This is a genomic window from Halomonas cerina (assembly GCF_014192215.1).
Lineage (GTDB): Bacteria > Pseudomonadota > Gammaproteobacteria > Pseudomonadales > Halomonadaceae > Halomonas > Halomonas cerina.
This window is the reverse complement of the sequence record NZ_JACHXP010000001.1, coordinates 277,530-299,539: the sequence shown is the minus strand read 5'-3', so window position 1 is coordinate 299,539 and position 22,010 is coordinate 277,530. Positions and strand designations below refer to the sequence as shown.

Sequence of the window (22,010 nt, the reverse complement as noted above, 5' to 3'; positions counted from 1 at the left end):
ACCATGACCCAGACAACTCACCATGTCGAACCGAACAGTGCGGGAGGGTGGCGCGTCAAGAAAGGGGGCGCCAAGCGTGCCACGCGGCACTTTGCCACCAAGAAGGAAGCCGAAACCTTCGGTCGCCAGGTCAGCTTCAACCAGAAGACCGAATTGGTGATCCATCGTCGGGACGGCTCTGTCCAGCAGCAATGATTCCCTGGGCCCGAGGCCGACGTTAGCTTGCGCACTCTGCTGGGCTGGCTGATCGGGGCGAATCGAGGCTAGTCGACCGCCTGCCCGCGGAACACCACGCTGAAGTTGTTGGCAGGCATTTCTACCACCCGCTCGAGCACAAGACCCTGAAGGGCTGCCTCGGCCACCACCGCCTCCAGGTCGCGAATGCCCCAGCGGGGATCGCGGGCCCGCAGATCGGCATCGAAGGTCACGTTACTGGGCGCCGTGCGTCGCCCATCGCGCCGATAGGGGCCATAGAGGTAGAGCATCCCGCCCGGGGCCAGTCGCTCTCCTGCCCGTGCCATCAGCGCCTCGGTAACCGCCCAGGGCGAGATATGGATGAGGTTGATGGCCACGATGGCCTCGAAGGGCCCCGGTGGCCACTCACCGGTGGCCTCCAGGGCGATGGGCTTGGCCAGGTTGGGAAGCCCCGTCTGCGCCTGCCAAGCGGCAATAGACGCCAGCGCCTTGCCGCTCGGATCACTGGGCTGCCACTGCCAGCCCGGCATGGCACCGGCACAATGCACGGCGTGCTCGCCACTGCCACTGGCCAGCTCCAGCACTCGGGCGCTGTCCGGCAGCACCTCCCTGAGTACTTCCAGGATCGGCTGGCGGTTTCGGGCGGCGGCAGGACTCATCAGGCGTGCGTCGGTCATGGCAGGCTCACGAGGTGGGGGAACTCGCGCCGAGTGTAGCGACTCTATCGTCGCCTGTCCGCGGGTCACGGCAGGACGACCGCCAGACGGCTCGACAGCACATGCTGGCCCTCGATCGCCATCAGCAGCATCAGGAACAGCAGCACACCCGGCGGCACCAGGACCGCACAGATCAGTGCCAGGCGCTCCCAGACCAGATGCATGAAGACCGAGACGATCAGGCCGGCCTTCAGCAGCATGAACAGCGTGATCAGAAACCACTTCAGATAGCCCTCGAAACCCACCACATCCACCAGGTAAGAGAAGGCACTGAGCACGAAGAGCAGGAACCATACCCGTAGGTAGATGCCGATGGCATGCTGCTGACCCTCACCTTGTGCCATATCAACCTCCCGACGCTTGCCTGTTAAGCCTCGCCTTACCAGAGATAGAAGAACGCGAAGATGAAGACCCACACCAGATCGACGAAATGCCAGTAGAGACCTAGTGTTTCGACCATCTCGTAGCGACCGCGACGTCCGGTCAAAAAGCCGGGGCGGCCGGCCTGAAGCGAGCCACGCAGCACCTTGATGGCCATGACCACCAGGAACAGCACCCCGACGCTGACGTGGGTGCCGTGGAAACCGGTGATCAGGAAGAAGGCGGCACCGAACTGCTCCGCCCCCCATGGATTGCTCCAGGGCCTGACGCCCTCGTGGATGAGTTTGGTCCACTCGAAGGCCTGCATCCCGACGAAGATGGTGCCCAGCAGCGCTGTCGCGATCAGCAGTCCGCCGGTAGCGAAACGCCGCCTCTCATAGCCGCACTTGACCGCCAGCGCCATGGTGCCGCTGCTGCTGATCAGGATGAAGGTCATGATGGCGATCAGCAGCAGCGGCACCTGTCGGCCGGCGACGTCCAGGGCGAACACCTCGCTGGCGTTGGGCCAGGGGGCCGATGAGGCAATCCGCGCCATCATGTAACCGACCAGGAAGCAGGCGAAGATGAAGACGTCGCTGACCAGGAAGGCCCACATCATCACCTTGCTCCAGGGCACCTTCTTGAAGGCGCGTTGGTCGGACGCCAGATCGCCGACCATCCCCCGCCAACCGGGTTCCAGGGTCAGCCTACGGGGCATCCTGTCTGTCATGGTTCGTCCTCCCCTCAGCTCGAAAGCATCAGACCGAACACCAGGGCCCAGACCAGCAGCAGGAAATGCCAGTAGAGCGCGCAGAGCTCGACACCGGCTCGCTGCCGCAGCGCCCCGGCACCGCCATGGAGTCTCGCCAGGACGCGCCCCCAGGCGACCAGGCCACCCAGCAGGTGCGCGGCATGCAAGGCAGTCAACAGATAGAAGAAGGCATTGGCCGGATTGCTCGACAGATAGTAACCGGCCGCCTCCAGCTGTCGCCAGACCACCAACTGGCCCACGAGGAAGGCCAGGGTCAAGCCTCCTCCCACTGCCAGCGCCTGGTGCAGGCGGCGTGTCGCGCCGCGCCGTGCCGCCTGCCAGGCGACTTGCAGGGCCAGGCTGGCCAGCGCCAGGGCCAGCGTATTCCCCCAGAGCAGGCCAGGCAGGGGCGGTGACTGCCAGTCTGCCCCCATCTCCCTGCGCATCAGATAGGCGCTCACGGTCAGGGCGAACACCGAGGTTACCACCGCCAGCAGCACCCCTAGCCCCACGCGGGGCGCCGTGACAGACGGCGGGATCGGTGCCGGAAGCTGCCCCCGGGCGCTCGCTGCGACCCAGGGCCGGACATTGAATGACTGCCGGAACAGCCAACCAGCGAAGGCTGCCATCATCAGCACGACCAGGACCAGGGTCACCGTCATCGTTCTCCTCCCCGCCGGGTATCGGACTCACGCTCCACCGCTTCCGGCGGCACGTTCTGGGGAATGAAGTCCTGCTTCACGCCGGGAACGCTGTAGTCATAGGGCCAGCGATAGACGATCGGCAGTGCCTTACCGAAGTTGCCGTGGCGCGGCGGGGTGTGGGGCGTCTGCCACTCCAGGGTAGTGGCCTGCCAAGGGTTGGAGCCCGCCTCGCGCCCCCGGAAATAGCTCCAGGCCAGGTTGAACAGGAAGAGCAGCTGGGCCAGGGCGACGATGAAGGCCGCCACAGTGATGACGGCGTTCAAGGACTGGACGGAGTCCGAGATGAAGGTGGTCTCGCCGTAGGCGTAGTAGCGGCGTGGCACCCCCTCCAGTCCCATGAAATGCATGGGATAATAGATGACGTAGGTGCCCAGGAAGGTGATCCAGAAGTGAACTTTGCCCAGGGTCTCATCGAGCATGCGGCCGGTGATCTTGGGATACCAGTGGTAGATGGCACCAAAGATCACCAGGATAGGCGCCACGGCCATCACCATGTGGAAGTGACCGACGACGAAATAGGTGTCGGAGAGCGGTACGTCCACGGTGACATTGCCCAGGAAGAGTCCACTGAGCCCACCGTTGACGAAGGTAAACAGAAAGCCGATGGCGAACAGCATGGGCAGCGTCAGGCGAATGTTGCCCCGCCACAGGGTCAGTACCCAATTGTACACCTTGATCGCCGTGGGCACGGCGATGATCAGCGTCGTGGTGGCGAACAGGAAGCCGAAATAGGGGCTCATGCCGCTGACGTACATGTGGTGTGCCCAGACCACGAAACTCAACGCGCCGATGATGATGATCGCCCAGACCATCATGCGGTAACCGAAGATGTTCTTGCGCGCATGGGTGGCGATCAGGTCGGAGACGATGCCGAAAGCCGGCAGGGCCACGATGTAGACCTCGGGATGCCCGAAGAACCAGAACAGGTGCTGGAACAACAGCGGGCTGCCGCCCCGATGGTCGGACGACTCCCCCATCGACAGCATCTCCGGCATGAAGAAGCTGGTCCCGATCAGGCGATCCATCAGCATCATCAGCACCGCCACGAACAGCGCCGGAAAGGCCAGCAAGGCCATGACGGTGGCCATGAAGATGCCCCATACCGTGAGCGGCAGGCGCATCAGCGTCATGCCCCGGGTGCGCGCCTGCAACACGGTCACCACGTAGTTGAGTCCCCCCATGGTGAAACCGACGATGAACACCGCCAGCGAGACCAGCATCAGCACGATGCCCGTATCGACACCTGGGGTGCCTGGGCTGATCGCCTGAGGCGGGTAGAGGGTCCAGCCGGCCCCCGTGCTGCCCCCCGCGACGAAGAACCCCGCCACCAGGATCAGTACCGAGGCCAGGTAGATCCAGTAGCTGAGCATGTTGAGGTAGGGAAAGACCATGTCCCGCGCCCCGCACATCAGCGGGATCAGGTAGTTGCCGAAACCGCCGAGGAAGATGGCCGTAAGCAGGTAGACCACCATGATCATGCCATGCATGGTCACGTACTGCAGGTAGCTCCCCGGGTCGATCAGCGACAGGCTGTTGGGAAAGCCCAGCTGCAGCCGCATCAGCAACGACAGTACCAGCGCCACCAGGCCGATGGCGGTGGCGGTGAGGCCATACTGCACGGCGATGACCTTGGCATCCTGGCTCCACACGTACTTGCCGAAAAAGCCCTTGGGATGGGGCAGCTCCATCTCCTCCACCTCGGCCGGTGGCGCGTAGGAACTGGCGTCATATTCGCGTTCGCCCATGGCTTACTCCTCCGGCTCCCGTCCCTCGGCCATCGCCGGCTCAGCGAGGCGGTTGATATGGGCCACCACGTCGCGAACCGCAGCATCGTCCACCAGGATCTGGGCCATGTCGACCATCTGGTTGCCATAGGCATCCCGGGGATGCCGCCCGCGGATGCCGGCACGGAAGTGCTGGAGCTGGCGCACCAGATACCAGTCGTTCATGCCGGCCAGGCGCGGTGCCCGGAAGGCCGTCCGTCCCAGCCCAGCGGCGCCATGGCAGTTAGCACAGCTGCGATAGAGCGCCTTCCCACGCCGGGCATCGCCGATGATGGTGGTCGGTGTGGGCTCAACCGGCAGCGTCTCGATATAGGCCGCCAGGTTCTCGACCTGTTGATCCTCGAGGGAGATGGCGAAGGGACGCATCTGCTGACCGAAGCGATCCGCCTCGCGCTCGCCGCGTGCCCCCATGCGAAAATTGCGCAGCTGACGCGCGACATAGTCGGAATTGAGGCCCGCCAGACGGGGGGCGTCGTTCTCCTGCCGGCCCCCGCCGCGAGGCCCGTGGCAGGAGACGCAGGTCGCGAATTGCTCGGCCCCTGCCTCGGGATCCGCCTGGCGCCCGGCAAGCTCGGCGAAGGTGGGCTGTTCACCGAGCCAATCGTCGAAGGTCTCCGGCTCCACCACCTCCACGCGTGCTCGCATGGCGAAATGGGCGATGCCACACAGCTCCGCGCAGACCGCCTCGAACTCGCCCGTTCGGGTAGGCGTGAACCAGAAATAGGTGTGCTGCCCCGGGATGGCATCCATCTTGGCGCGGAAGGGGGCCACCTTGAAGTTGTGCAGGACATCCTTGGAGCGCAGTATCAGCTTCACGGGGCGATCCACGGGCAGGAGTACCCGAGGGGTCTCGACCAGGATGTCGTCGCGGCCATGGGGATCATCGGCGACGAGGCCATAGGGGTTGGCGTCGTCCACCAGGCCATTGCGCGCCGCACCGAACGCGCCATCCTCTCCCGGAAAGCGAAAGCTCCAGTGCCACTGCTGACCGACCACCTCGACCTCATGGGCATCGTCCGGAACACGAACGAAATCGCCCCAGACGAAGAGCCCGGGGGCCAGCAGGGCGGCAATGCCCAGGGTGGTGATCGCCGTGAGCCAGAGCTCCAGCCGCTTGTTCTCCGGCTCGTAATGGGCGCGTCGCTGCCCCCTGTCGCGGTAGCGCAACAGGGCCACGACCATGAAGAGCGTCACGGCCACAAACACCACCCCGGTCACCCAGAAGGAGATGCTGATAGTCCGGTCGATGGCCCCCCAGTTGGATGCCAGAGGCGTCAGCTGCCACGGGCTCAGGAAATAGAAAAGCACAGAGCCCGTCGCCAGCATGATCAGCGCAATCGCCATCGGCGCCTCCTGTTGCCGCCCGCCCTACCGGCCGACTGTCGCGACCCGGCTCAGGCACCCGTTCCGCCATGTTGCTTGAGCTCTTCCTGACTGACCTTGTCGATCACGACTTCCGGATGGTGACGATGAATGATCGAATAGATCGCTTGCTCTCGCTCCTCCGGGACATCGACCATCATCAAAAAGGCACCGTCGTGGATCTCTCGTTCATACTTATCGATCTTCACGTCGTGCACCGAGACACCGATCATGGTGCTGGTCCAGATGCCGAACAGCCCGCCGAACACGCCCATGCCCAGGATGAGCATCGCGATCCCCAGAGGGCCGAACTCCTCGCCGAGAACGTAATACACCACGATGCCCAGCACACCGCCCAGCGGCAAACCATACTTGAGGCCACGCCAGACCGCATGGACCACATCCGATGTCTGTCGCAGGGTAGCGTTGTTGACACCACGGTCGGCCAGGGCCTTCCAGTCGCGACCGGTCACGTGCACCTGATCCTTGGTGAGGCCGAGCTCGCTCAGTTCGTGAGAGATTTTGACGGTGGTATCCAGATCGGGGGTCAGAAAGTAGAGACGATGCATGCCACGCCCTCCATTAACATGAACGCGGCGGACGACGCATCTCCATAAGGCTGCACACACACTTCCCTGTGCTTGACGCTCCACTCTTCGCCTTCTCGTGTGATCGTGCGGCGCCTTTGCCGGCCGCCTGTTGGAATCTTGCTTGTCCTCAAGGTTGTCGATAATCGCGGGATCGGCAAGTTTCATCGCACATCGCCGCTGGGCTGTGTCTGTTCGCCGGACCCTGGGAGAATCAGGCACTGCAAGCAGAAGCGGTTCTGAGCCACTGCGCTGCAGCATGGTGTGTGGTAGACCTTACACTACCACCCGCTTTCGCGCCGGAGGAGAAGGATGACCGACTCACATCACCGTGACCCCACACCCTGGTACACCCTGTCGGGTGACGAGTCCCGGCAACGCCTCGAGGCCCGTCCCGACGGGCTCGACAGCACCGAGGCGAAAAAACGTCTGGACCGGTATGGCCCCAACCAGCTGCAGCAGGCCGAGGCGCGCCCTTGGTGGAAACGCCTGCTCGCGCAGTTCAACAACATCCTGATGCTGGTGCTGATCGTCGCCGCCGTGGCCAGCCTGATGCTGGGCGAGGTCGTCGACGCCCTGGCCATCGCCGGGGTGGTGGCGATCATCGCGCTGATCGGCTTCCTGCAGGAAGGCAAGGCCGAACGCGCCCTGGACAGCATCCGTGACATGCTCTCCCCCCAGGCCAAGGTGCTGCGCGACGGCCGGCGCCAGACCCTTCCCGCCGAGCAGCTGGTGCCCGGCGACATCGTGCTGGTGGAGAGCGGCGATCGGGTTCCCGCCGACTTGCGCCTGCTGGAAGCACGACGTTTGCGTACCGACGAGGCCTCGCTCACCGGCGAGTCCACCGCCGTGGATAAGGACACCGAGGCGGTGGAGAAGGAGACCGAACTGGGCGACCGCACCAGCATGGTCTACGCCAGCACCATCGTGGTCCAGGGCAGCGCCCGCGGCCTGGTGGTGGACACTGGCGCCCATACCGAGATCGGCCGGATTTCCGAGATGCTGCGCGAGGTCGAGAAGCTCAAGACCCCCCTGCTGCGCCAGATCGATCACGCCGGCCGCGTGCTGGCGATCTGCATCCTGGTCGCCGCGGGGCTGACCGGGACCTTCGGGGTCCTGGTCCACGGTCAGCCCTTGGGCGAGATGTTCATGGCCGGCGTCGGCCTTGCCGTGGCCGCCATTCCCGAGGGCCTGCCGGCCATCGTCACCATCGGCCTGGCGCTGGGCGTCCAGGCCATGGCGCGGCGCAACGCCATTCTCCGCCGCCTGCCTGCCGTGGAGACCCTGGGCTCCATTTCAACCATCTTCTCCGACAAGACTGGCACCCTGACCCGCAACGAGATGACCGTCCAGGCGATCTGGCTGCCGGAGGGCGAGTTCCGGGTGGAGGGCACCGGCTTCGAGCCGGAAGGCAGCTTCCACGCAGTGACGGACGACACGGCCGAGGATACCCCGCTGCGCCTGGATGACCATCATGCCCTGTGCCATTTCCTCAAGGTGGGGGTACTGTGCAATGACGCCGAGCTCGCCCAAGAAGAAGGGCGCTGGCGCATCCATGGAGATCCCACCGAGGGCGCCCTGGTGGTGGCCGCCGCCAAGGCAGGGCTCGAGGCGCGCACCCTACGCGGCGACCACGACCGCCTGGATGCCATTCCCTTCGAGTCCGAGCGCAAGTACATGGCCACCCTGCACGAGGTGGAGGGCGAACCATTGCTACTGGTCAAGGGAGCCCCGGATCGCCTGCTCGAGATGTGCCACCGGGTCCGGGACGACGGTGGCGAGGCCGAGCTGGACCCGGCGGAGTGGGAGGAGCGCATCCATGCCCTCTCCTCCCGCGGCCTGCGGGTGCTGGCGCTCGCTGAGAAGCCACTGCAAAAGGTCGAGACCCTGGACGACGAACACGCCGAGGAGGGCCTGGTACTGCTGGGCCTCGTCGGTCTGCTCGACCCGCCCCGGGACGAGGCCATCGAGGCGGTCAAGGACTGCCTGACGGCCGGCATCCGGCCGGTGATGATCACCGGCGACCATGCCGTCACCGCCCTGGCCATCGCCCGACAGTTGGGTTTCGCCCACACCGAGCGCGCGCTCTCCGGTCGCGAGATCGAGGCGATGTCCGACGCGGAGCTCGAGGCCATCATCCTCGAGGTGGACGTCTTCGCCCGCGCCGCACCCGAGCACAAGTTGCGTCTGGTCAAGGCGATGCAGGCCAAGGGGGGTATCTGCGCCATGACCGGCGACGGGGTCAACGACGGCCCGGCCCTCAAGCGGGCCGACGTCGGCGTGGCCATGGGCATCCAGGGCACCGAAGCCGCCAAAGAGGCCGCCGAGATGGTGCTGGCCGACGACAACTTCGCCACCATCGTCAACGCCATCCGCGAGGGCCGCAAGGTCTACGATAACATCCGCAAGACCATCACCTTCATCCTGCCCACCAACGGCGGCCAAGGCCTGGCGATCATGCTCGCCGTGCTGGCCGGCACCCAGCTCCCGGTCACGCCGCTTCAGGCGCTGTGGGTCAACATGGTCGTGGCCGTGACCCTGGGCCTGGCACTGGCCTTCGAGGCGAGCGAGAAGAACATCATGGCCCGCCAGCCACGGGATCCGAACGCCTCGCTGCTCGACCTCTTCCTGCTATGGCGGGTGATCTTCGTCTCGGTCTTGTTGCTGATCGGGGTCTTCGGCATGTTCAGCGGTATCCTCGCTCAGGGGGGCAGCGAGGCGCTGGCACGTGCCGGCGCGGTGAACATGCTGGTGATGGGCAGCGCTGCCTACCTGATCAACAGCCGCTTCCTGCTGGGCAGCACCCTGACGATGGCGGGCCTCTTCGGCAGCCGCCCGGTATGGCTCTCCATCGCCATCATCGTGTTGCTGCAACTGGGCTGGACCTACCTGCCCTTCATGCAGCGGATCTTCGCCAGTGAAGGCTTGGGCATCGGCCACTGGCTGGTCATCCTGGCCGGCAGCCTGGCCATCTACCTGGTGGTGGAGCTGGAGAAAGGAGTGCTGCGTGGTCGCGGCGTCGGTAGTGGCGTCCCGGGCACGCGCCATCGCGACGCCGAGGCACGCTGAAGCCTATCCTCCTCGCCGCCGGGTACGCGCCGTGGCCGGTGCGGTAAGGGGATCCTCCGGCCAGGGGTGCTTGGGATAGCGGCCGCGCATGTCCTTGCGCACCTCCGGGTAGCCGTTTGCCCAGAAGCTTGTCAGGTCCGCGGTCACCTGCAGGGGGCGCCGCGCCGGGGACAGCAGGTGCAGCAGGGGCGCCACCCGGCCCTCCACCAGCCGCGGCGCCTCGCGCCAGCCAAATACTTCCTGGAGCTTGACCGCCAGCACCGGGGTCTCGCCCCGGTAGTCCAGGCGGACGCACGAGCCGCTGGGCACCTCGAGATGGGTCGGCGCGAGTTCGTCGAGGCGCACCCGCTGCGACCATTCCAAGCGGTCGAGCAGGATGCGTGACAGCGGCAGTGCCTCGACCTGGTCGAGGCGGGTCAGGCCCACCAGATACGGGCCTAGCCAGTCGTCCAGGGTCTCGAGCAGCGCCGCATCGGACCAGTCGGGCCAGGGTTTACCGAGTTCCTGGCGCAGCAGGGCGACCCGGCCCTGGAGTTGTCGGACCTCCTCGTCGAGGGGCAGGCCTCGCCGGCGCAATGCCGCGAGCAGCGCCCGGCACACCGCCTCCGGGGGCAGGTCGTGCAGAGGCCGTCGCTCGAGGACCACCGCCCCGAGGCCACGCCGACGCTCGCCGACCAGGCGCCCCGCCGCGTCCGACCATTCGAGGTGCTCGCGCCACGCCCCGGCCTCAGGATGGAGCGCCGGCAGGCGCGCCGGGTCCAGCACCGCGGCGCGGAAGATGCGCCCGCCACCGGCCTCGCCGTCCAACGACACCGCCACCAGCAACTCGGCATGAGCCAGGGGATGGTCCCCGGGCAGGGTCGCCTGGCCGCCGCCGGCCAGCCGGAAGCGCCCCGGTGCGAGCCGTTGCGCCACCCGCTCCGGATAGGCCAGGGCCAGCAGTTCGCCGAGCGGCGCCAGGCTCGGCGCCTCGAGCCGACACCCCATCCGGCCTGCCAGCCGCCGGGTATCGCGCTGCCAGGCGCGATCCTCGCCGGGGACGGCGAAGCGGCGCTCGAGTGCGGTGGCCAGATCCCGCTCGGCATCAACGTCGCGGCCTTCGAGCAGCGCCGCGAGTCCACAGGCCAGGGCCCGCGCATCGAACTCGCCGGCCCGCTCGAGCATCACCGCCAAGCGCGGGTGGGTCGGCCAGCGCGTACAGGCCCGGCCCAGCGGCGTCAGCCGATGCTCGGCGTTCAGCACGCCAAGGCGCACGAGCATCTCGCGCCCGGCGGAAAGAGGGGCGGCCGGCGGCGGCGTGACCCAGGTCAGGGCCATGGGGTCGGCAATGCCCCAGCGCGCCAGTTCGAAGGCCAGCGGCGCCAGGTCGGCCTGACGGATCTCCGGCTCGCGGTCCGGGGCCAGCGGCTGCTCCTCGGCCCACAGCCGGTAGCAGACGCCGGGGCCTTGACGACCGGCCCGGCCACGGCGCTGGTCGGCGCTGGCCCGGTTGACGCGCCGGGTCTCCAGCCGCGTCAGGCCGGTACGCGACTTGAACACCGGCAGGCGCTCGCGGCCGGCATCGATCACCAGGTGCACACCAGGCACGGTGAGGCTGGATTCGGCGATGGCGGTGGCCAGCACCACCCTGCGCCTTCCCTGCGGGCCCGGGCGCAGCGCCTGGCGCTGGGCCACCAGGGGCAGCCGGCCATGAAGCTCGTGGATACCGATGTCAGGGAGACGCTCAGACAGGAGCCCGGCCAGTCGGCGGATCTCGCCGACCCCGGGCAGGATCACCAGGATGTCGCCCTCGTCGGCCGACGCCAGGGCCTCGGCCACCACCGCCGCCTGATGACGGGCCGCATCGTCTCGGGCCCGGGGCGGACGATAGCGGGTCTCGACCGGATGCTGGCGTCCCGGACAGTCGATCACCGGGGTGGCCTCACCGAGCACGGTGGTGAGCGCGGCGACATCCAGGGTCGCCGACATCACCAGCAGACGCAGGTCCTCACGCACCGACTGGGCATCCAGGGCCAGCGCCAGCCCCAGGTCGGCCTCCAGGCTGCGTTCGTGGAACTCGTCGAAAACGATCCCCGCCACGCCCTCGAGCAGCGGGTCATCCTGGAGCATGCGGGTCAGCACGCCCTGGGTCACCACCTCGAGCCGGGTGGCCAGGCCCACCCGGGATTCGCCGCGCATGCGGTAGCCCACCGTCTCACCGACCGACTCGCCCAGGGCCTCGGCCATGTAGCCCGCTGCCAGCCGGGCCGCCACCCGACGCGGTTCCAGCAGCAACAGCCGCCCGCCGCGGCACCAGTCGGCCTCCAGCAATGCCAGCGGCACCCGGGTGGTCTTGCCGGCTCCAGGCTCGGCCACCAGCAAGGCTCGAGCATGGTCGGCCAGAGCCTGGCGGATCTCGGCCAGACGGGTATCGATGGGCAAGGCGATCGGCGAGGCTTCGGCATCGTTCATGGGTGGCATCGGTCTCCTCTGGCGGCGCAACGGCATCACCTTTTCGTATACAAGGATTGCTCTGACTGTTGCCTATTTACTGTTTTCTTGACTAGTCTTGAAGCGCCGACAACTTGACCAAAAGGTCAAGTTGTCGGGGTACGTCCCCATGCCGACCAACAACAAAGGTAAGACGCATGCAACATTCCTCCTCTGCCCGCCCCGCGGACGTCACGGCGGATACCCCCCAGACTGCCCCCGCTCCGTGGCTGGATACCTACTTCGGCGTCAGCCGCCGGGGTTCCACCCTCAAGACCGAGATACTCGCCGGCATCGCCACCTTCCTGGCCGGCATGTACATCATCGTGGTCAACCCGGCCGTGCTTTCCGATGCTGGCATTCCCTTCTCCGCCGCCCTCTCGGCCACGGTGCTGATCAGCTTCATGAGCAGCCTGGCCATGGGCCTCTATGCCCGCAATCCCATCCTGGTGGCGCCGGGCATGGGCATGAACGCGCTGTTCACCTACACCCTGGTGCTGGGCGCGGGCCTGACCTGGCAGGTGGCGCTGGGCTGCGTCTTCTGGTCGGGGGTGATGTTCGCCGTGCTGGCACTGTTCAACGTACGCCGCGCGATCATCGAGGCCATCCCGCTGTCGCTGCGCTATGCCATCACCTGCGGCATCGGACTCTTCATCACCTTCATCGGGCTGCAGAATGCCGGCTTCATCGTCGGCAGCGACGCCACCCTGGTCACGCTTGGCAACATGGACGCCAGCCTCGCCACCTTCTTCATCGGTCTGGTGGCCACCGGCGTGTTCGTGATCCTGCGCTTCAACGGCGCCCTGATCATGGGTATCGCCCTGACCACCCTGCTGGCGGCGCCCATGGGCCGGCTGTGGGGCGACGAGGTCATGGTGGCCTGGAACGGCCTGGCCGCCTGGCCGGACTTCGGCGCCGTCATGCAGGTGGACATCCTCGGGGCGCTGAAGGTGGTCTACCTGCCGTTCATCTTCGTGATGCTGTTCACCAACTTCTTCGATGCGCTGTCCTGCTTCATGGCCCTGTCGGAATCCGCCGACCTCAAGGACCAGGACGGCAACCCGCGCAACCTCAAGCGCTCCATGACGGTGGATGCCTTCGCCTCGATGATCGCCGCGCCCCTCGGCACCAGCGCCGCCCAGACTTTCATCGAGTCCGGCGCCGGCGTCGCCCAGGGCGGCCGTACCGGCCTGGTGGCCCTGACCATCGCCCTGCTGTTCCTGCCTTTCCTGTTCCTGTCGCCACTGCTGTCGCTGGTGCCCGGCATCGCCACCGCCCCGGCCCTGGTGCTGGTGGGCCTGTTCATGATGGCGCCCATCGGCAAGATCGACTGGCAGCACTTCGATCAGGCCCTGCCGGCCTTCCTGGCGATCATCCTGATGCCGCTGACCTACTCGATCACGTTGGGCATCGCCTTCGGCTTCATGAGCTTCGTGCTGATCAAGGCGCTCACCGGACGGGTCGGCGAGATCAAGCCGGCGATGTGGGTCTCCGCCGCACTGTCGGTACTGATGCTGGTCACCGCTCAGTGAGGGTCCACGGATCCTTGGCCCGGGGCGCGGGGTGCTTCACCCCACAGCCCTTGATGACCACCCGGGTCAGGAACTCGATAATGTGCTCCAGATCGTCGTCGCTGAGCGAGTCGCGACCGGTGATGCCCAGCACCTGGGCCTCGAAGTCGGCGTAGTGCTGAGTGGAGGACCAGATCAAAAAGATCAGCCAGACCGGGTCGACCGGATCCATCAAGCCCCGGTCGGCCCACTCCCGGAACACCGTGGCACGGCTCTGTACCCAGTCGCGCAGCTCGCCGCTCAGGTACTCCTGCAGGAAGGGTGCTCCGCCGAGGATCTCGCTGGCGAACAACCGCGACCCCTCGGGGTGACGCCGTGAGATCTGCATCTTGGAGCGGATGAAGGCCGAGAGCACCTCGACCGGGTCGTCCTCCGCGGAGATATCGTCGAGCATCACGTTCCAGCGCTCCATCATCCGCTCGAGCAGGCGGACGTAGAGCTTGCGCTTGCTGCCCATGTAGTAGAGGACGTTGGACTTCGGCAGGCCCGCCTGCTCGGCGATCTCCTGGAGGCTGGTCCCGCGGTAGCCATGCCGGGCGAAGACCCGTTCCGCCGCTGTCAGGATCGTCTGCTCGTTGCGCCGGCGGATGGCGCCGCCTTCCGGTTCGCTGGTGTGGTCTGCCTTGGCCATGGGCCCTCGCTTCTCGAAGACGGTCTCTTCGGGGCCAGAGCTTGCCTGAGAGGGCGCCATCAAGGCAATTGGGCGGGCGGCGGGACGAAAAAATGTCCTCGGAAACTTGCGAAAGCTGACCATATGGTCAAGAATCAAGCCATCCCTTGCCTATCGGCTGACATAACCACAATCGGAGCCGGCCATGATCGACTTCTACCTCAACGGCAGGCGGCAGCGTTGCCAGGACGTGACCGCCGACACCAGCCTCCTCGAACTGCTGCGCACGCGGCTCGACCAGACCGGGACCAAGGAGGGCTGCGCCTCCGGTGACTGCGGCGCCTGCACCGTGGCCATCGGCGAGCCGGATGCCGACGGCAAGCTCGTCTACCACAACGCCAATGCCTGCATCACCCCGGCCCATCAGCTCGACGGCTGCCATCTGGTCACCGTGGAGGGGCTGGCCGCCGGCGAGCGTCTGCATCCGGCCCAGGCGGCCATGGTCGACTGCCACGCCAGCCAGTGCGGCTTCTGCACGCCCGGCATCGTGATGTCGCTGTTCACCCTCTACGAGAACCAGCGCCGCCAGCCGGCGCCGCTCACCCAGGATCGCCTCGAGGAGGCCCTGGGCGGCAACCTGTGCCGCTGCACCGGCTACCGGCCGATCCGCGACGCCGCCCTCGCCATGGGCGACTACCCGGCGGCCGATCCCGAATGGGCCGAGGATGCCCAACTCGCCGGCAACGTGGCCTGGCTGCGCCGCCCGCGCAACGGCGAGCCGGCCGCCGGGGGACACTACGTGGCGCCCCAGGACCTCGCCGCCCTGCGCGCGCTCAAGGCCAGGCGTCCCGGCGCCCGCCTGGTCGCCGGTGGCACCGACCTGTGGCTCGAGACCACCCAACAGCTCAAGGCGCTGGATGACCTCATCGACGTGCGCCAGGTGGCCGAACTGAACGTCATTGAGGAGACCACCGAGGGCTGGTGGATCGGTGCCGCCGTCACCCTCGTGCGGCTGATCCCGCTGCTCGCCGCGCCATACCCGGCCTTCGCGCACCTGATGCACCGCTTCGCCTCCTCCCAGATCCGCAATCGCGCGACGCTGGGCGGCAACGTCGCCAACGCCTCGCCCATCGGCGACACCCCGCCGGTGCTGCTGGCCCTGGATGCCCGACTGCGCCTGGACGGCCCCCGGGGCGCCCGGGAGCTGCCCCTGGCGGATTTCTTCCTCGACTACAAGCGCACGGCGCTGGCCGAGGACGAGTTCATCGCCGCCATCTTCCTGCCACGGCTGGCGGCGGAGGCGAATCTCAAGGTCTGGAAGCTGTCCAAGCGCCGTGAGGACGACATCTCGGCGGTGCTCGCCGCCTTCGCCTGGCGGCTCGACGACGGCGTGATGCGCGACGTCCACCTGGCCTTCGGCGGCATGGCGGCGATTCCGCGCCGCGCCCCCGTCGCCGAGGCCGCCCTGGAGGGCCGGGCCCCCGACGCCGCCGCCTTCGCCGAGGCCCGCGCCGCCCTCGCCGGGGAACTGACGCCCATGTCGGATGTACGCGGCAGCGCCGACTACCGTCGTCTCGCCGCCGGCAACCTGCTTGAGCGGCTGCGCCTGATGATCGCGGCTGAGCACGGCCCGGCCGACGACGACGTCGACAACAACAACCCTGCGACCAAGGTGACCCTCGATGCGTACGCTCACTGAACTCGACCTGCCCCGCGACAAGACACATCGCAACCAGGGTGACGCGCCCCTGGCCCGCGAGACCGTCGATCCCCAGGGCGGCGCGGGCAGCTCCCGGGCCCACGAGAGCGCCATCAAGCACGTGACCGGCCGCGCCGCCTATATCGACGACATCCCGAGTCCCGCCGATACCCTGCACGTGGCCCTGGGCCTGTCACCGGTGGCCCATGGCCGCTTGACCCGCCTGGACCTGGAGAGGGTCAAGGCCGCCCCGGGCGTGGTGGACGTGATCACCCTGGCCGATGTGCCCGGCCACACCGACATCGGCCCGGTGTTCCCCGGCGACCCGCTCTTCGCCAGTGAGGAGATCAGCTACGTGGGCCAGTGCCTGTTCGCCGTGGCCGCCGAGAGCCACCAGGCCGCGCGCCTGGCGGTCAAGGAAGCCGTAGTCGAGATCGACGAGTGGCCCGCTTCACTGGACCCGGTCGCCGCCGCCGAGCGCGAGGACTTCGTGCGCCCCACCCACGTCCACGAGCGCGGCGACTGGCGCCATGCCCTGCGGGAGGCCCCCCATGTGCTGGAGGGCGAGCAGTTCGTCGGCGGCCAGGAGCACTTCTACCTGGAGGGCCAGGCCTGCCTGGTCCAGCCCACCGAGGACGAGGGGGTGATGGTCTATACCTCCAACCAGCACCCCAGCGAGACCCAGAAGCTGGTCGCCGAGGTCCTGGGCATCCCCTTCCATGCGGTGACCATGGAGATGCGTCGCATGGGCGGCGGCTTCGGCGGCAAGGAGACCCAGGCCTCGCCCTGGGCCTGCATCGCGGCCCTTATCGCCCGGCGCACCGGGCACGCTACTAAGATCCGTCTGCCCCGGGCCGAGGACAGCCGGGCCACCGGTAAGCGCCATCCCTTCCACAACCGCTACCGGCTGGGCTTCGACGCCCAGGGGGTGCTGGCCGGCGGCGAGATCACCGTGATCGGCGACTGCGGCTACTCGCCGGATCTGTCCGACGCCATCGTCGACCGGGCCATGTTCCACTCGGACAACGCTTATTCCCTGGGTGACGCCCGTGTCACCGGCCAGCGGGCCAAGACCCACAAGGCCTCCAACACCGCCTTCCGCGGCTTCGGCGGCCCCCAGGGGATGATGATCATCGAGCGCGCCATGGACGACATCGCCCGTCACCTGGGGGAGGATCCGCTGACGATTCGCAAGCGCAACCTCTACCGGGAGGGGCGCGACATCACCCACTACGGCCAGCGCGTGGAGCAGCTCGGCCTGCTGCATGACATCGTCGCCCAGCTCGAGACCAGCAGCGACTACTGGGCTCGTCGCCGCGAGATTGCCGCCTTCAACGCCCAAAGCTCGATCGTCAAGAAGGGTCTGGCGCTGACCCCGGTGAAGTTCGGCATCTCCTTCACCGTCCAGCACCTCAACCAGGCCGGCGCCCTGCTGCTCGTCTATACGGATGGCAGCGTGATGATCAACCACGGCGGCACCGAGATGGGCCAGGGCCTGCACACCAAGGTCTGCCAGGTAGTGGCCCGGGAACTGGGCCTCGACCTTGCGCGGGTGCGTATCAGCGCGACCCGCACCGACAAGGTGCCCAATACCTCGCCCACCGCCGCCTCCAGTGGCGCCGACCTCAACGGCCAGGCGGCCCGCGACGCGGCCTGCAAGCTGCGCGAGCGGCTCTTCGACTTCGCCGCCGCCCACTTCGACCGCGAGGCCGGCGGGCTCGACCGCGAGAGCATGCGCCTGGAGGCCGGCCACCTGGTGGCCGGCATCGGCGAGGCCGAGCAGCGCATTCCCTGGGGAGAGCTGATCCAGGCGGCCTACATGGGGCGGGTCTCGCTGTCCGAGAAAGGCTTCTACGCCACCCCGCTGATCCACTATGACCGCGCCACCGGCCGCGGCCGGCCCTTCTACTACTACGCCTTTGGTGCCGCCGTGGCCGAGGTGGAGGTCGACACCCTGTCCGGCGAGTACTGGGTCAGCCGGGCCGATATCCTCCACGACGTCGGCGACTCCCTGAACCCGGCCATCGACATCGGCCAGATCGAGGGCGGCTTCATCCAGGGCATGGGCTGGCTGACCAGCGAGGAACTGGTCTGGAACGACGCCGGCCGACTGGTCTCCGACGGTCCCGCCACCTACAAGATCCCAGCCTTCGGCGACCTGCCCGAGACCTTCAACGTCGAGCTGCTCCAGGGCCACCCCAACTCCCAAGCCAGCATCTACCGCTCCAAGGCGGTGGGCGAGCCGCCCTTCATGCTGGCCATCTCGGTGTGGTCGGCGCTGCGCGACGCCCTGGCGGGCCTCGCCGACTATCGGGTCAGCCCGGCCCTGGACACCCCGGCCACCCCCGAGCGGGTGCTGATGGCCGCCGAGGCGCTGCGCCAGGCCCACGCCACCCCGACGACGAGGCCCGACCATGCGCCGGCCTGAAGCCTGGCACGCGGCGCTGGACCGCCTGCAGCGCCAGACCCGGCCCCACGCACTGGCCAGCGTGGTGGGGGTGGCGGGCTCCACCCCCCGGGAGCCCGGCGCCAAGATGGTAATCACCGAGGACGGCGTCCACGACACCCTGGGCGGCGGCACCTTCGAGTGGCAGGTCATCGAGGCGGCCCGGGAGGCGCTGGCCGCGGGCCAGAGCGGCACCCAGCTGGAGGCCTTTCCTCTGGGCGGGCGCTCCGGCCAGTGCTGCGGCGGCTACGTCCACGTGCTGATCGAGCTGTTCGCCGGCGCCGAGATGACGGTGGCGCTATTCGGCGCCGGCCATGTGGGCCAGGTCCTGGTCGAGGTGCTCGCCCCTCTGCCCTGGCGCATCCTGTGGTTCGACAGCCGCGAGGACGCCTTCCCGGACGGCGGGGGCGACCGCGAGCGCCTGCACCACCGGCGCTTCGTGATGGGCCCCGAAGGGCCGGACGTGGCCGCCGCCGTGGCCTCGCTGCCGCCGGGCTGTCACGCCCTGGTGATGACCCATGATCACGCCGAGGATCGCGCCCTGGTCGACGCCCTGCTGCGGCGCGGCGACTGCGCCTCCCTCGGCCTGATCGGCTCCGACAGCAAGTGGGCGAGCTTCCGCCGCCGGCTGGCGGACGCGGGCCATGGCGAGGCCGCGCTGTCGACGGTGCGCTGTCCCATCGGCGTGCCCGGCGCCCACGGCAAGCGGCCCTACGAGATCGCCCTGGCGGTGGCCGCCGAGCTGCTGACACTGAAGCCGGAGGCCGAACGGGCCGACCGACGGGGCGTGACCCCGGAGGCCCTGCGCGAGACCTTTTCCCCTTCACGCAACTAGTCGCATTTTTCAAACCGGTACAAAGGAGATGAGCTATCCCGGCGACAAGCCTCCGCGAGGGCGCTGTAGACCCTTCCCTGGGCGCTACTTTTGCCATCCATGGCAAAAGACCCTCGCTACGCCTTATCCCCGGCGCTCATCTCGTGCGGCTTTTGATATCGCGGATGACTGAGCGTCGGCCATGCCGGCGCCCCTAGGAGAGCCCCATGACCGACCCCCGCACCCAGATGCGCGTCCTGCGCGGTCCCCTGCTGAGCTTCGACGCCGACCCCGGCGACGACGACGCCCCGGCGCCGGACAGCGTCCGCTACCTGGAGGACGGCGCCCTCTGGCTGGTCGACGGCCAACTCCGCGCCGTCGCCGACTACGCCGAGCTGGCCCCCCACCTGCCGTCGGGCATCGAGGTGGTGGACTACTCGGGCAAGTTGATGATGCCGGGCTTCATCGACAGCCACGTGCACTACGTCCAGCTCGACATCATGGCCTCCTACGGCCGCCAGCTGCTCGACTGGCTGGGCGACTACACCTTCCCGGAAGAGTGCCGCTTCGCCGAGCGGGCGCATGCCGAAGCGGTGGCCGAGGCCTTCCTCGACGAGTCGCTGCGGGTGGGCACCACCACCGCCCAGGTGTTCTGCACCTCCCACCCGGGCTCGGTGGACGCCTTCTTCACCGCCGCCAAGCGCCGGGGCCTGCGCATGCTGGCCGGCAAGGTGCTGATGGACCGCCACGCCCCGGAGGCCCTGGTCGACGATACCCTGGGCGGGCTGCGTGACAGCGAGCGGCTGATCGGCGACTGGCACGGCAAGGGCCGGCTGGGCTACAGCCTGACGCCGCGCTTCGCCCCGACCTCGACCCGCGAGCAGCTCGAGGCCACCGGCGCGGTGCTGCGCAATGCCCCGGACCTGCATCTGCAGACGCACCTCTCCGAGAACGCGGGCGAGATCGCCTGGGTGGCCGAGCTCTTCCCGGAATGCGAGGACTACCTGGGCGTCTACGAGCGCTACGGCCTGGTGGGCCCGCGCAGCACCTTCGCCCACGGCATTCATCTGGACCAGGGCATGCGCCGCCGCCTGGCCGAGGCCGGGGCGAACATCGCCTTCTGCCCCACCTCCAACCTCTTCCTGGGCAGCGGCCTGTTCGACCGCCAGGCCTGCCGCGAGGCGGGACTCGCCACCAGCCTGGCCAGCGACGTGGGTGGGGGCACCGACCTCTCGGGCCTGGCTACCCTCAAGGCCGCCTACCAGGTCGGCCAGCTGCTCGGCCAGCCGCTCACCGCCTGGCAGGGCTTCTACCGCCTGACCCTGGGCAACGCCCGGGCCCTGCACCTGGATGATCGGATCGGCCGACTGCGCGAGGGCGTTGAGGCCGACATCGTGGTCCTCGACCCCGAGGCCACGCCGCTGCTGGCCAGGCGCACCGCACGCTGCCGGACGCTGGCCGAGCGACTCTTCGCGCTGATGATGCTGGGCGACGACCGGGCCGTGTACGCCACCTGGGCGGACGGGCGCCAGGTCCATCGGCGACAGGACGCGGCGGATTCCGTATAGATCACGGGGCAAGCGCCCCGACGACCGAAGGCATTGGGTGTGGTACCCCTTGGGCGGCGCCGTCTCGGACGGGCCGCCCCTTTTTCATGGTTCATCGAAAACATCCGCGTGAAACAAGCCGGGGGCGATATAGGCCGGATAAACTGCGTAGGGCGGGTAAGCGAGCCTGCGAGCGCACCCGCGATGCCTCGGGGCCAGCACTGGTGGATGCGCTAACGCTTATCCACCCTACCAGTTACCCCGCTACGCGGGCCGCTTCCCGGTGATGGGCGGTGAACGATGTATTCCTGATCACCAAGGCGAGATCAACGACTGGCGTCCAGGCGTTCGCGCAGCTCGGCCCGGCGCGCCTCGCTCATGAAGGCGGCGTCGATGGCGTTGCCGGCCAGGTCGAGAAAGACCTCCCGGCTCCAGCCGAAGGCCCACCGACAGGCCAGGTAGTTATCCAGCAGGCCGCCGCCGAAGTAGGCAGGATCGTCGGAGTTCAGGGTGATGGTGAGACCGGCGTCACGCATCGCCGGCAGTGGGTGGTCCTCGAGACGCTCGACGACCTTGAGGCGCACGTTAGAGAGCGGGCAGACGGTCAGCACCATGGCCTCCTCGCACAGCCGCTCGACCAGGGTCGGGTCCTCCAGGCAGCGCACGCCATGGTCGATGCGACAGACGTCCAGCACATCCAGGGCCTCGAGGATGTAGTCCGGCGGCCCCTCCTCGCCGGCATGGGCGACCCGGGCCAGCCCCAGCGCCTTGGCGCGCTGGAAGACCTCGGCGAACTTGGCCGGCGGATGGCCGAGCTCGGCGCTGTCGAGCCCCACGGCATCCAGGCTCTCCCAGTAGGGGGCGGCCCGCTCGAGCAGGTCCAGCGCCTCCTCGGCGGGTCGGTCGCGCAGGAAGGCCAGAATCATCGCCGAGGTCAGGTCAAGCTCGCGCTCGGCGCGCCGCCTCGCCCGGCCCAGCCCCTCCATCACGGTGGCCAGCGACACGCCGCGGGCCAAGTGGGCCTGGGGATCGACATGCATCTCCACGTGCACCACGCCCTCGGCCGTGGCACGCCGGAAGTAGTCCATGGCCAGGTCCTCGAAGTCCCGGGCGCTGCGCAGCACGCTCATGCCCTGATAGTAGAGATCGAGGAAGGACTGCAGGTCATGGAAGTCATAGGCGGCGCGGATCGCCTCCACCGAACCATAGGGCAGGTTCACCCCGTTGCGATCGGCGAGCGTCATCATCAGCTCGGGTTCCAGGGTGCCCTCGATATGCAGGTGCAGTTCGGCCTTGGGCAGGGCCTTGAGGAAATCCCGCATGGCT

Annotated in this window: 17 protein-coding genes; 7 read left to right on the top strand and 10 right to left on the bottom strand. The window is 67.8% G+C overall.

Going from position 1 to position 22,010, the window contains the following annotated elements; translation table 11 throughout:
* The first annotated feature begins 3 nt into the window (after positions 1–3).
* Positions 4–195, top strand: coding sequence for a DUF2188 domain-containing protein (locus FHR94_RS01290; protein ID WP_183323738.1), 192 nt, complete (start codon positions 4–6; stop codon positions 193–195).
* 68 nt (positions 196–263) lie between these two features.
* On the opposite strand, the gene FHR94_RS01285 is transcribed toward FHR94_RS01290, so the two are convergent.
* The 7 genes from FHR94_RS01285 to FHR94_RS01255 form a co-directional block, all read right to left on the bottom strand.
* Positions 264–872: a DUF938 domain-containing protein gene (locus FHR94_RS01285; protein ID WP_183323736.1), complete on the bottom strand. Its 609-nt coding sequence runs from the start codon at positions 870–872 to the stop codon at positions 264–266.
* 65 nt (positions 873–937) lie between these two features.
* Positions 938–1,255: a cytochrome C oxidase subunit IV family protein gene (locus FHR94_RS01280; RefSeq protein ID WP_183323734.1), complete on the bottom strand. Its 318-nt coding sequence runs from the start codon at positions 1,253–1,255 to the stop codon at positions 938–940.
* 35 nt (positions 1,256–1,290) lie between these two features.
* A complete protein-coding gene (locus FHR94_RS01275) occupies positions 1,291–2,001 on the bottom strand; it encodes a cytochrome c oxidase subunit 3 (RefSeq protein WP_183323733.1) in 711 nt (236 codons plus the stop codon).
* Positions 2,002–2,015: 14 nt separating this feature from the next.
* Positions 2,016–2,684 (bottom strand): cytochrome c oxidase subunit 3, encoded by a 669-nt coding sequence (locus FHR94_RS01270; RefSeq protein ID WP_183323729.1) that lies wholly within the window; start codon positions 2,682–2,684, stop codon positions 2,016–2,018.
* Entirely contained in the window at positions 2,681–4,471 is a 1,791-nt protein-coding gene (gene ctaD / locus FHR94_RS01265; RefSeq protein ID WP_183323727.1) for a cytochrome c oxidase subunit I, read from the bottom strand. Before ctaD ends, FHR94_RS01270 begins: the two co-directional genes overlap by 4 nt.
* Before the next feature lie 3 nt (positions 4,472–4,474).
* Positions 4,475–5,854, bottom strand: a complete 1,380-nt coding sequence (locus FHR94_RS01260) for a c-type cytochrome (RefSeq protein ID WP_183323725.1) — start codon at positions 5,852–5,854, stop codon at positions 4,475–4,477.
* 50 nt (positions 5,855–5,904) lie between these two features.
* Positions 5,905–6,441 (bottom strand): DUF1269 domain-containing protein, encoded by a 537-nt coding sequence (locus FHR94_RS01255; protein ID WP_183323723.1) that lies wholly within the window; start codon positions 6,439–6,441, stop codon positions 5,905–5,907.
* A 330-nt stretch (positions 6,442–6,771) separates the two neighbouring features.
* Between FHR94_RS01255 and FHR94_RS01250 the strand changes: the two genes are divergently transcribed.
* Positions 6,772–9,528 (top strand): cation-translocating P-type ATPase, encoded by a 2,757-nt coding sequence (locus FHR94_RS01250; RefSeq protein ID WP_183323721.1) that lies wholly within the window; start codon positions 6,772–6,774, stop codon positions 9,526–9,528.
* A gap of 3 nt (positions 9,529–9,531) precedes the next feature.
* Here the strand turns inward: FHR94_RS01250 and hrpB are convergent, their stop codons facing one another.
* A complete protein-coding gene (gene hrpB, locus FHR94_RS01245) occupies positions 9,532–11,979 on the bottom strand; it encodes an ATP-dependent helicase HrpB (protein WP_246389774.1) in 2,448 nt (815 codons plus the stop codon).
* Between the two features lie 176 nt (positions 11,980–12,155).
* On the opposite strand from hrpB, the gene FHR94_RS01240 reads away from it, so the two are divergent.
* Positions 12,156–13,529, top strand: coding sequence for an NCS2 family permease (locus FHR94_RS01240; protein ID WP_183323718.1), 1,374 nt, complete (start codon positions 12,156–12,158; stop codon positions 13,527–13,529).
* Here FHR94_RS01240 and FHR94_RS01235 read toward each other — a convergent pair.
* Positions 13,516–14,199 carry a TetR/AcrR family transcriptional regulator gene (locus tag FHR94_RS01235; RefSeq protein WP_183323716.1) on the bottom strand — a complete coding sequence of 228 codons (684 nt, stop codon included), beginning with the start codon at positions 14,197–14,199 and terminating at the stop codon, positions 13,516–13,518. The genes FHR94_RS01240 and FHR94_RS01235 overlap by 14 nt on opposite strands.
* A 184-nt stretch (positions 14,200–14,383) precedes the next feature.
* Between FHR94_RS01235 and xdhA the strand changes: the two genes are divergently transcribed.
* The 4 genes from xdhA (at position 14,384) to guaD (ending at position 20,705) form a co-directional block, all read left to right on the top strand.
* Positions 14,384–15,877 (top strand): xanthine dehydrogenase small subunit, encoded by a 1,494-nt coding sequence (gene xdhA / locus FHR94_RS01230; protein ID WP_183323714.1) that lies wholly within the window; start codon positions 14,384–14,386, stop codon positions 15,875–15,877.
* Positions 15,861–18,305 (top strand): xanthine dehydrogenase molybdopterin binding subunit, encoded by a 2,445-nt coding sequence (gene xdhB, locus FHR94_RS01225; RefSeq protein ID WP_183323712.1) that lies wholly within the window; start codon positions 15,861–15,863, stop codon positions 18,303–18,305. Before xdhA ends, xdhB begins: the two co-directional genes overlap by 17 nt.
* Positions 18,292–19,158 carry a xanthine dehydrogenase accessory protein XdhC gene (xdhC, locus tag FHR94_RS01220; RefSeq protein ID WP_183323710.1) on the top strand — a complete coding sequence of 289 codons (867 nt, stop codon included), beginning with the start codon at positions 18,292–18,294 and terminating at the stop codon, positions 19,156–19,158. The genes xdhB and xdhC overlap by 14 nt, the downstream gene beginning before the upstream one ends.
* 206 nt (positions 19,159–19,364) lie before the next feature.
* Positions 19,365–20,705, top strand: coding sequence for a guanine deaminase (gene guaD / locus FHR94_RS01215; protein WP_183323708.1), 1,341 nt, complete (start codon positions 19,365–19,367; stop codon positions 20,703–20,705).
* A 305-nt stretch (positions 20,706–21,010) separates the two neighbouring features.
* Here the strand turns inward: guaD and FHR94_RS01210 are convergent, their stop codons facing one another.
* Positions 21,011–22,006, bottom strand: a complete 996-nt coding sequence (locus tag FHR94_RS01210) for an adenosine deaminase (protein ID WP_183323706.1) — start codon at positions 22,004–22,006, stop codon at positions 21,011–21,013.
* Positions 22,007–22,010: the final 4 nt, after the last annotated feature.

What these genes read in the sequence shown, in the direction of transcription:
- FHR94_RS01290 (WP_183323738.1), top strand. Translation starts at nt 4, where the DNA reads ATGACCCAGACAACTCACCATGTCGAACCGAACAGTGCGGGAGGGTGG.
- FHR94_RS01285 (WP_183323736.1), bottom strand. Translation starts at nt 872, where the DNA reads ATGACCGACGCACGCCTGATGAGTCCTGCCGCCGCCCGAAACCGCCAG.
- FHR94_RS01280 (WP_183323734.1), bottom strand. Translation starts at nt 1,255, where the DNA reads ATGGCACAAGGTGAGGGTCAGCAGCATGCCATCGGCATCTACCTACGG.
- FHR94_RS01275 (WP_183323733.1), bottom strand. Translation starts at nt 2,001, where the DNA reads ATGACAGACAGGATGCCCCGTAGGCTGACCCTGGAACCCGGTTGGCGG.
- FHR94_RS01270 (WP_183323729.1), bottom strand. Translation starts at nt 2,684, where the DNA reads ATGACGGTGACCCTGGTCCTGGTCGTGCTGATGATGGCAGCCTTCGCT.
- ctaD (WP_183323727.1), bottom strand. Translation starts at nt 4,471, where the DNA reads ATGGGCGAACGCGAATATGACGCCAGTTCCTACGCGCCACCGGCCGAG.
- FHR94_RS01260 (WP_183323725.1), bottom strand. Translation starts at nt 5,854, where the DNA reads ATGGCGATTGCGCTGATCATGCTGGCGACGGGCTCTGTGCTTTTCTAT.
- FHR94_RS01255 (WP_183323723.1), bottom strand. Translation starts at nt 6,441, where the DNA reads ATGCATCGTCTCTACTTTCTGACCCCCGATCTGGATACCACCGTCAAA.
- FHR94_RS01250 (WP_183323721.1), top strand. Translation starts at nt 6,772, where the DNA reads ATGACCGACTCACATCACCGTGACCCCACACCCTGGTACACCCTGTCG.
- hrpB (WP_246389774.1), bottom strand. Translation starts at nt 11,979, where the DNA reads ATGAACGATGCCGAAGCCTCGCCGATCGCCTTGCCCATCGATACCCGT.
- FHR94_RS01240 (WP_183323718.1), top strand. Translation starts at nt 12,156, where the DNA reads ATGCAACATTCCTCCTCTGCCCGCCCCGCGGACGTCACGGCGGATACC.
- FHR94_RS01235 (WP_183323716.1), bottom strand. Translation starts at nt 14,199, where the DNA reads ATGGCCAAGGCAGACCACACCAGCGAACCGGAAGGCGGCGCCATCCGC.
- xdhA (WP_183323714.1), top strand. Translation starts at nt 14,384, where the DNA reads ATGATCGACTTCTACCTCAACGGCAGGCGGCAGCGTTGCCAGGACGTG.
- xdhB (WP_183323712.1), top strand. Translation starts at nt 15,861, where the DNA reads ATGCGTACGCTCACTGAACTCGACCTGCCCCGCGACAAGACACATCGC.
- xdhC (WP_183323710.1), top strand. Translation starts at nt 18,292, where the DNA reads ATGCGCCGGCCTGAAGCCTGGCACGCGGCGCTGGACCGCCTGCAGCGC.
- guaD (WP_183323708.1), top strand. Translation starts at nt 19,365, where the DNA reads ATGACCGACCCCCGCACCCAGATGCGCGTCCTGCGCGGTCCCCTGCTG.
- FHR94_RS01210 (WP_183323706.1), bottom strand. Translation starts at nt 22,006, where the DNA reads ATGCGGGATTTCCTCAAGGCCCTGCCCAAGGCCGAACTGCACCTGCAT.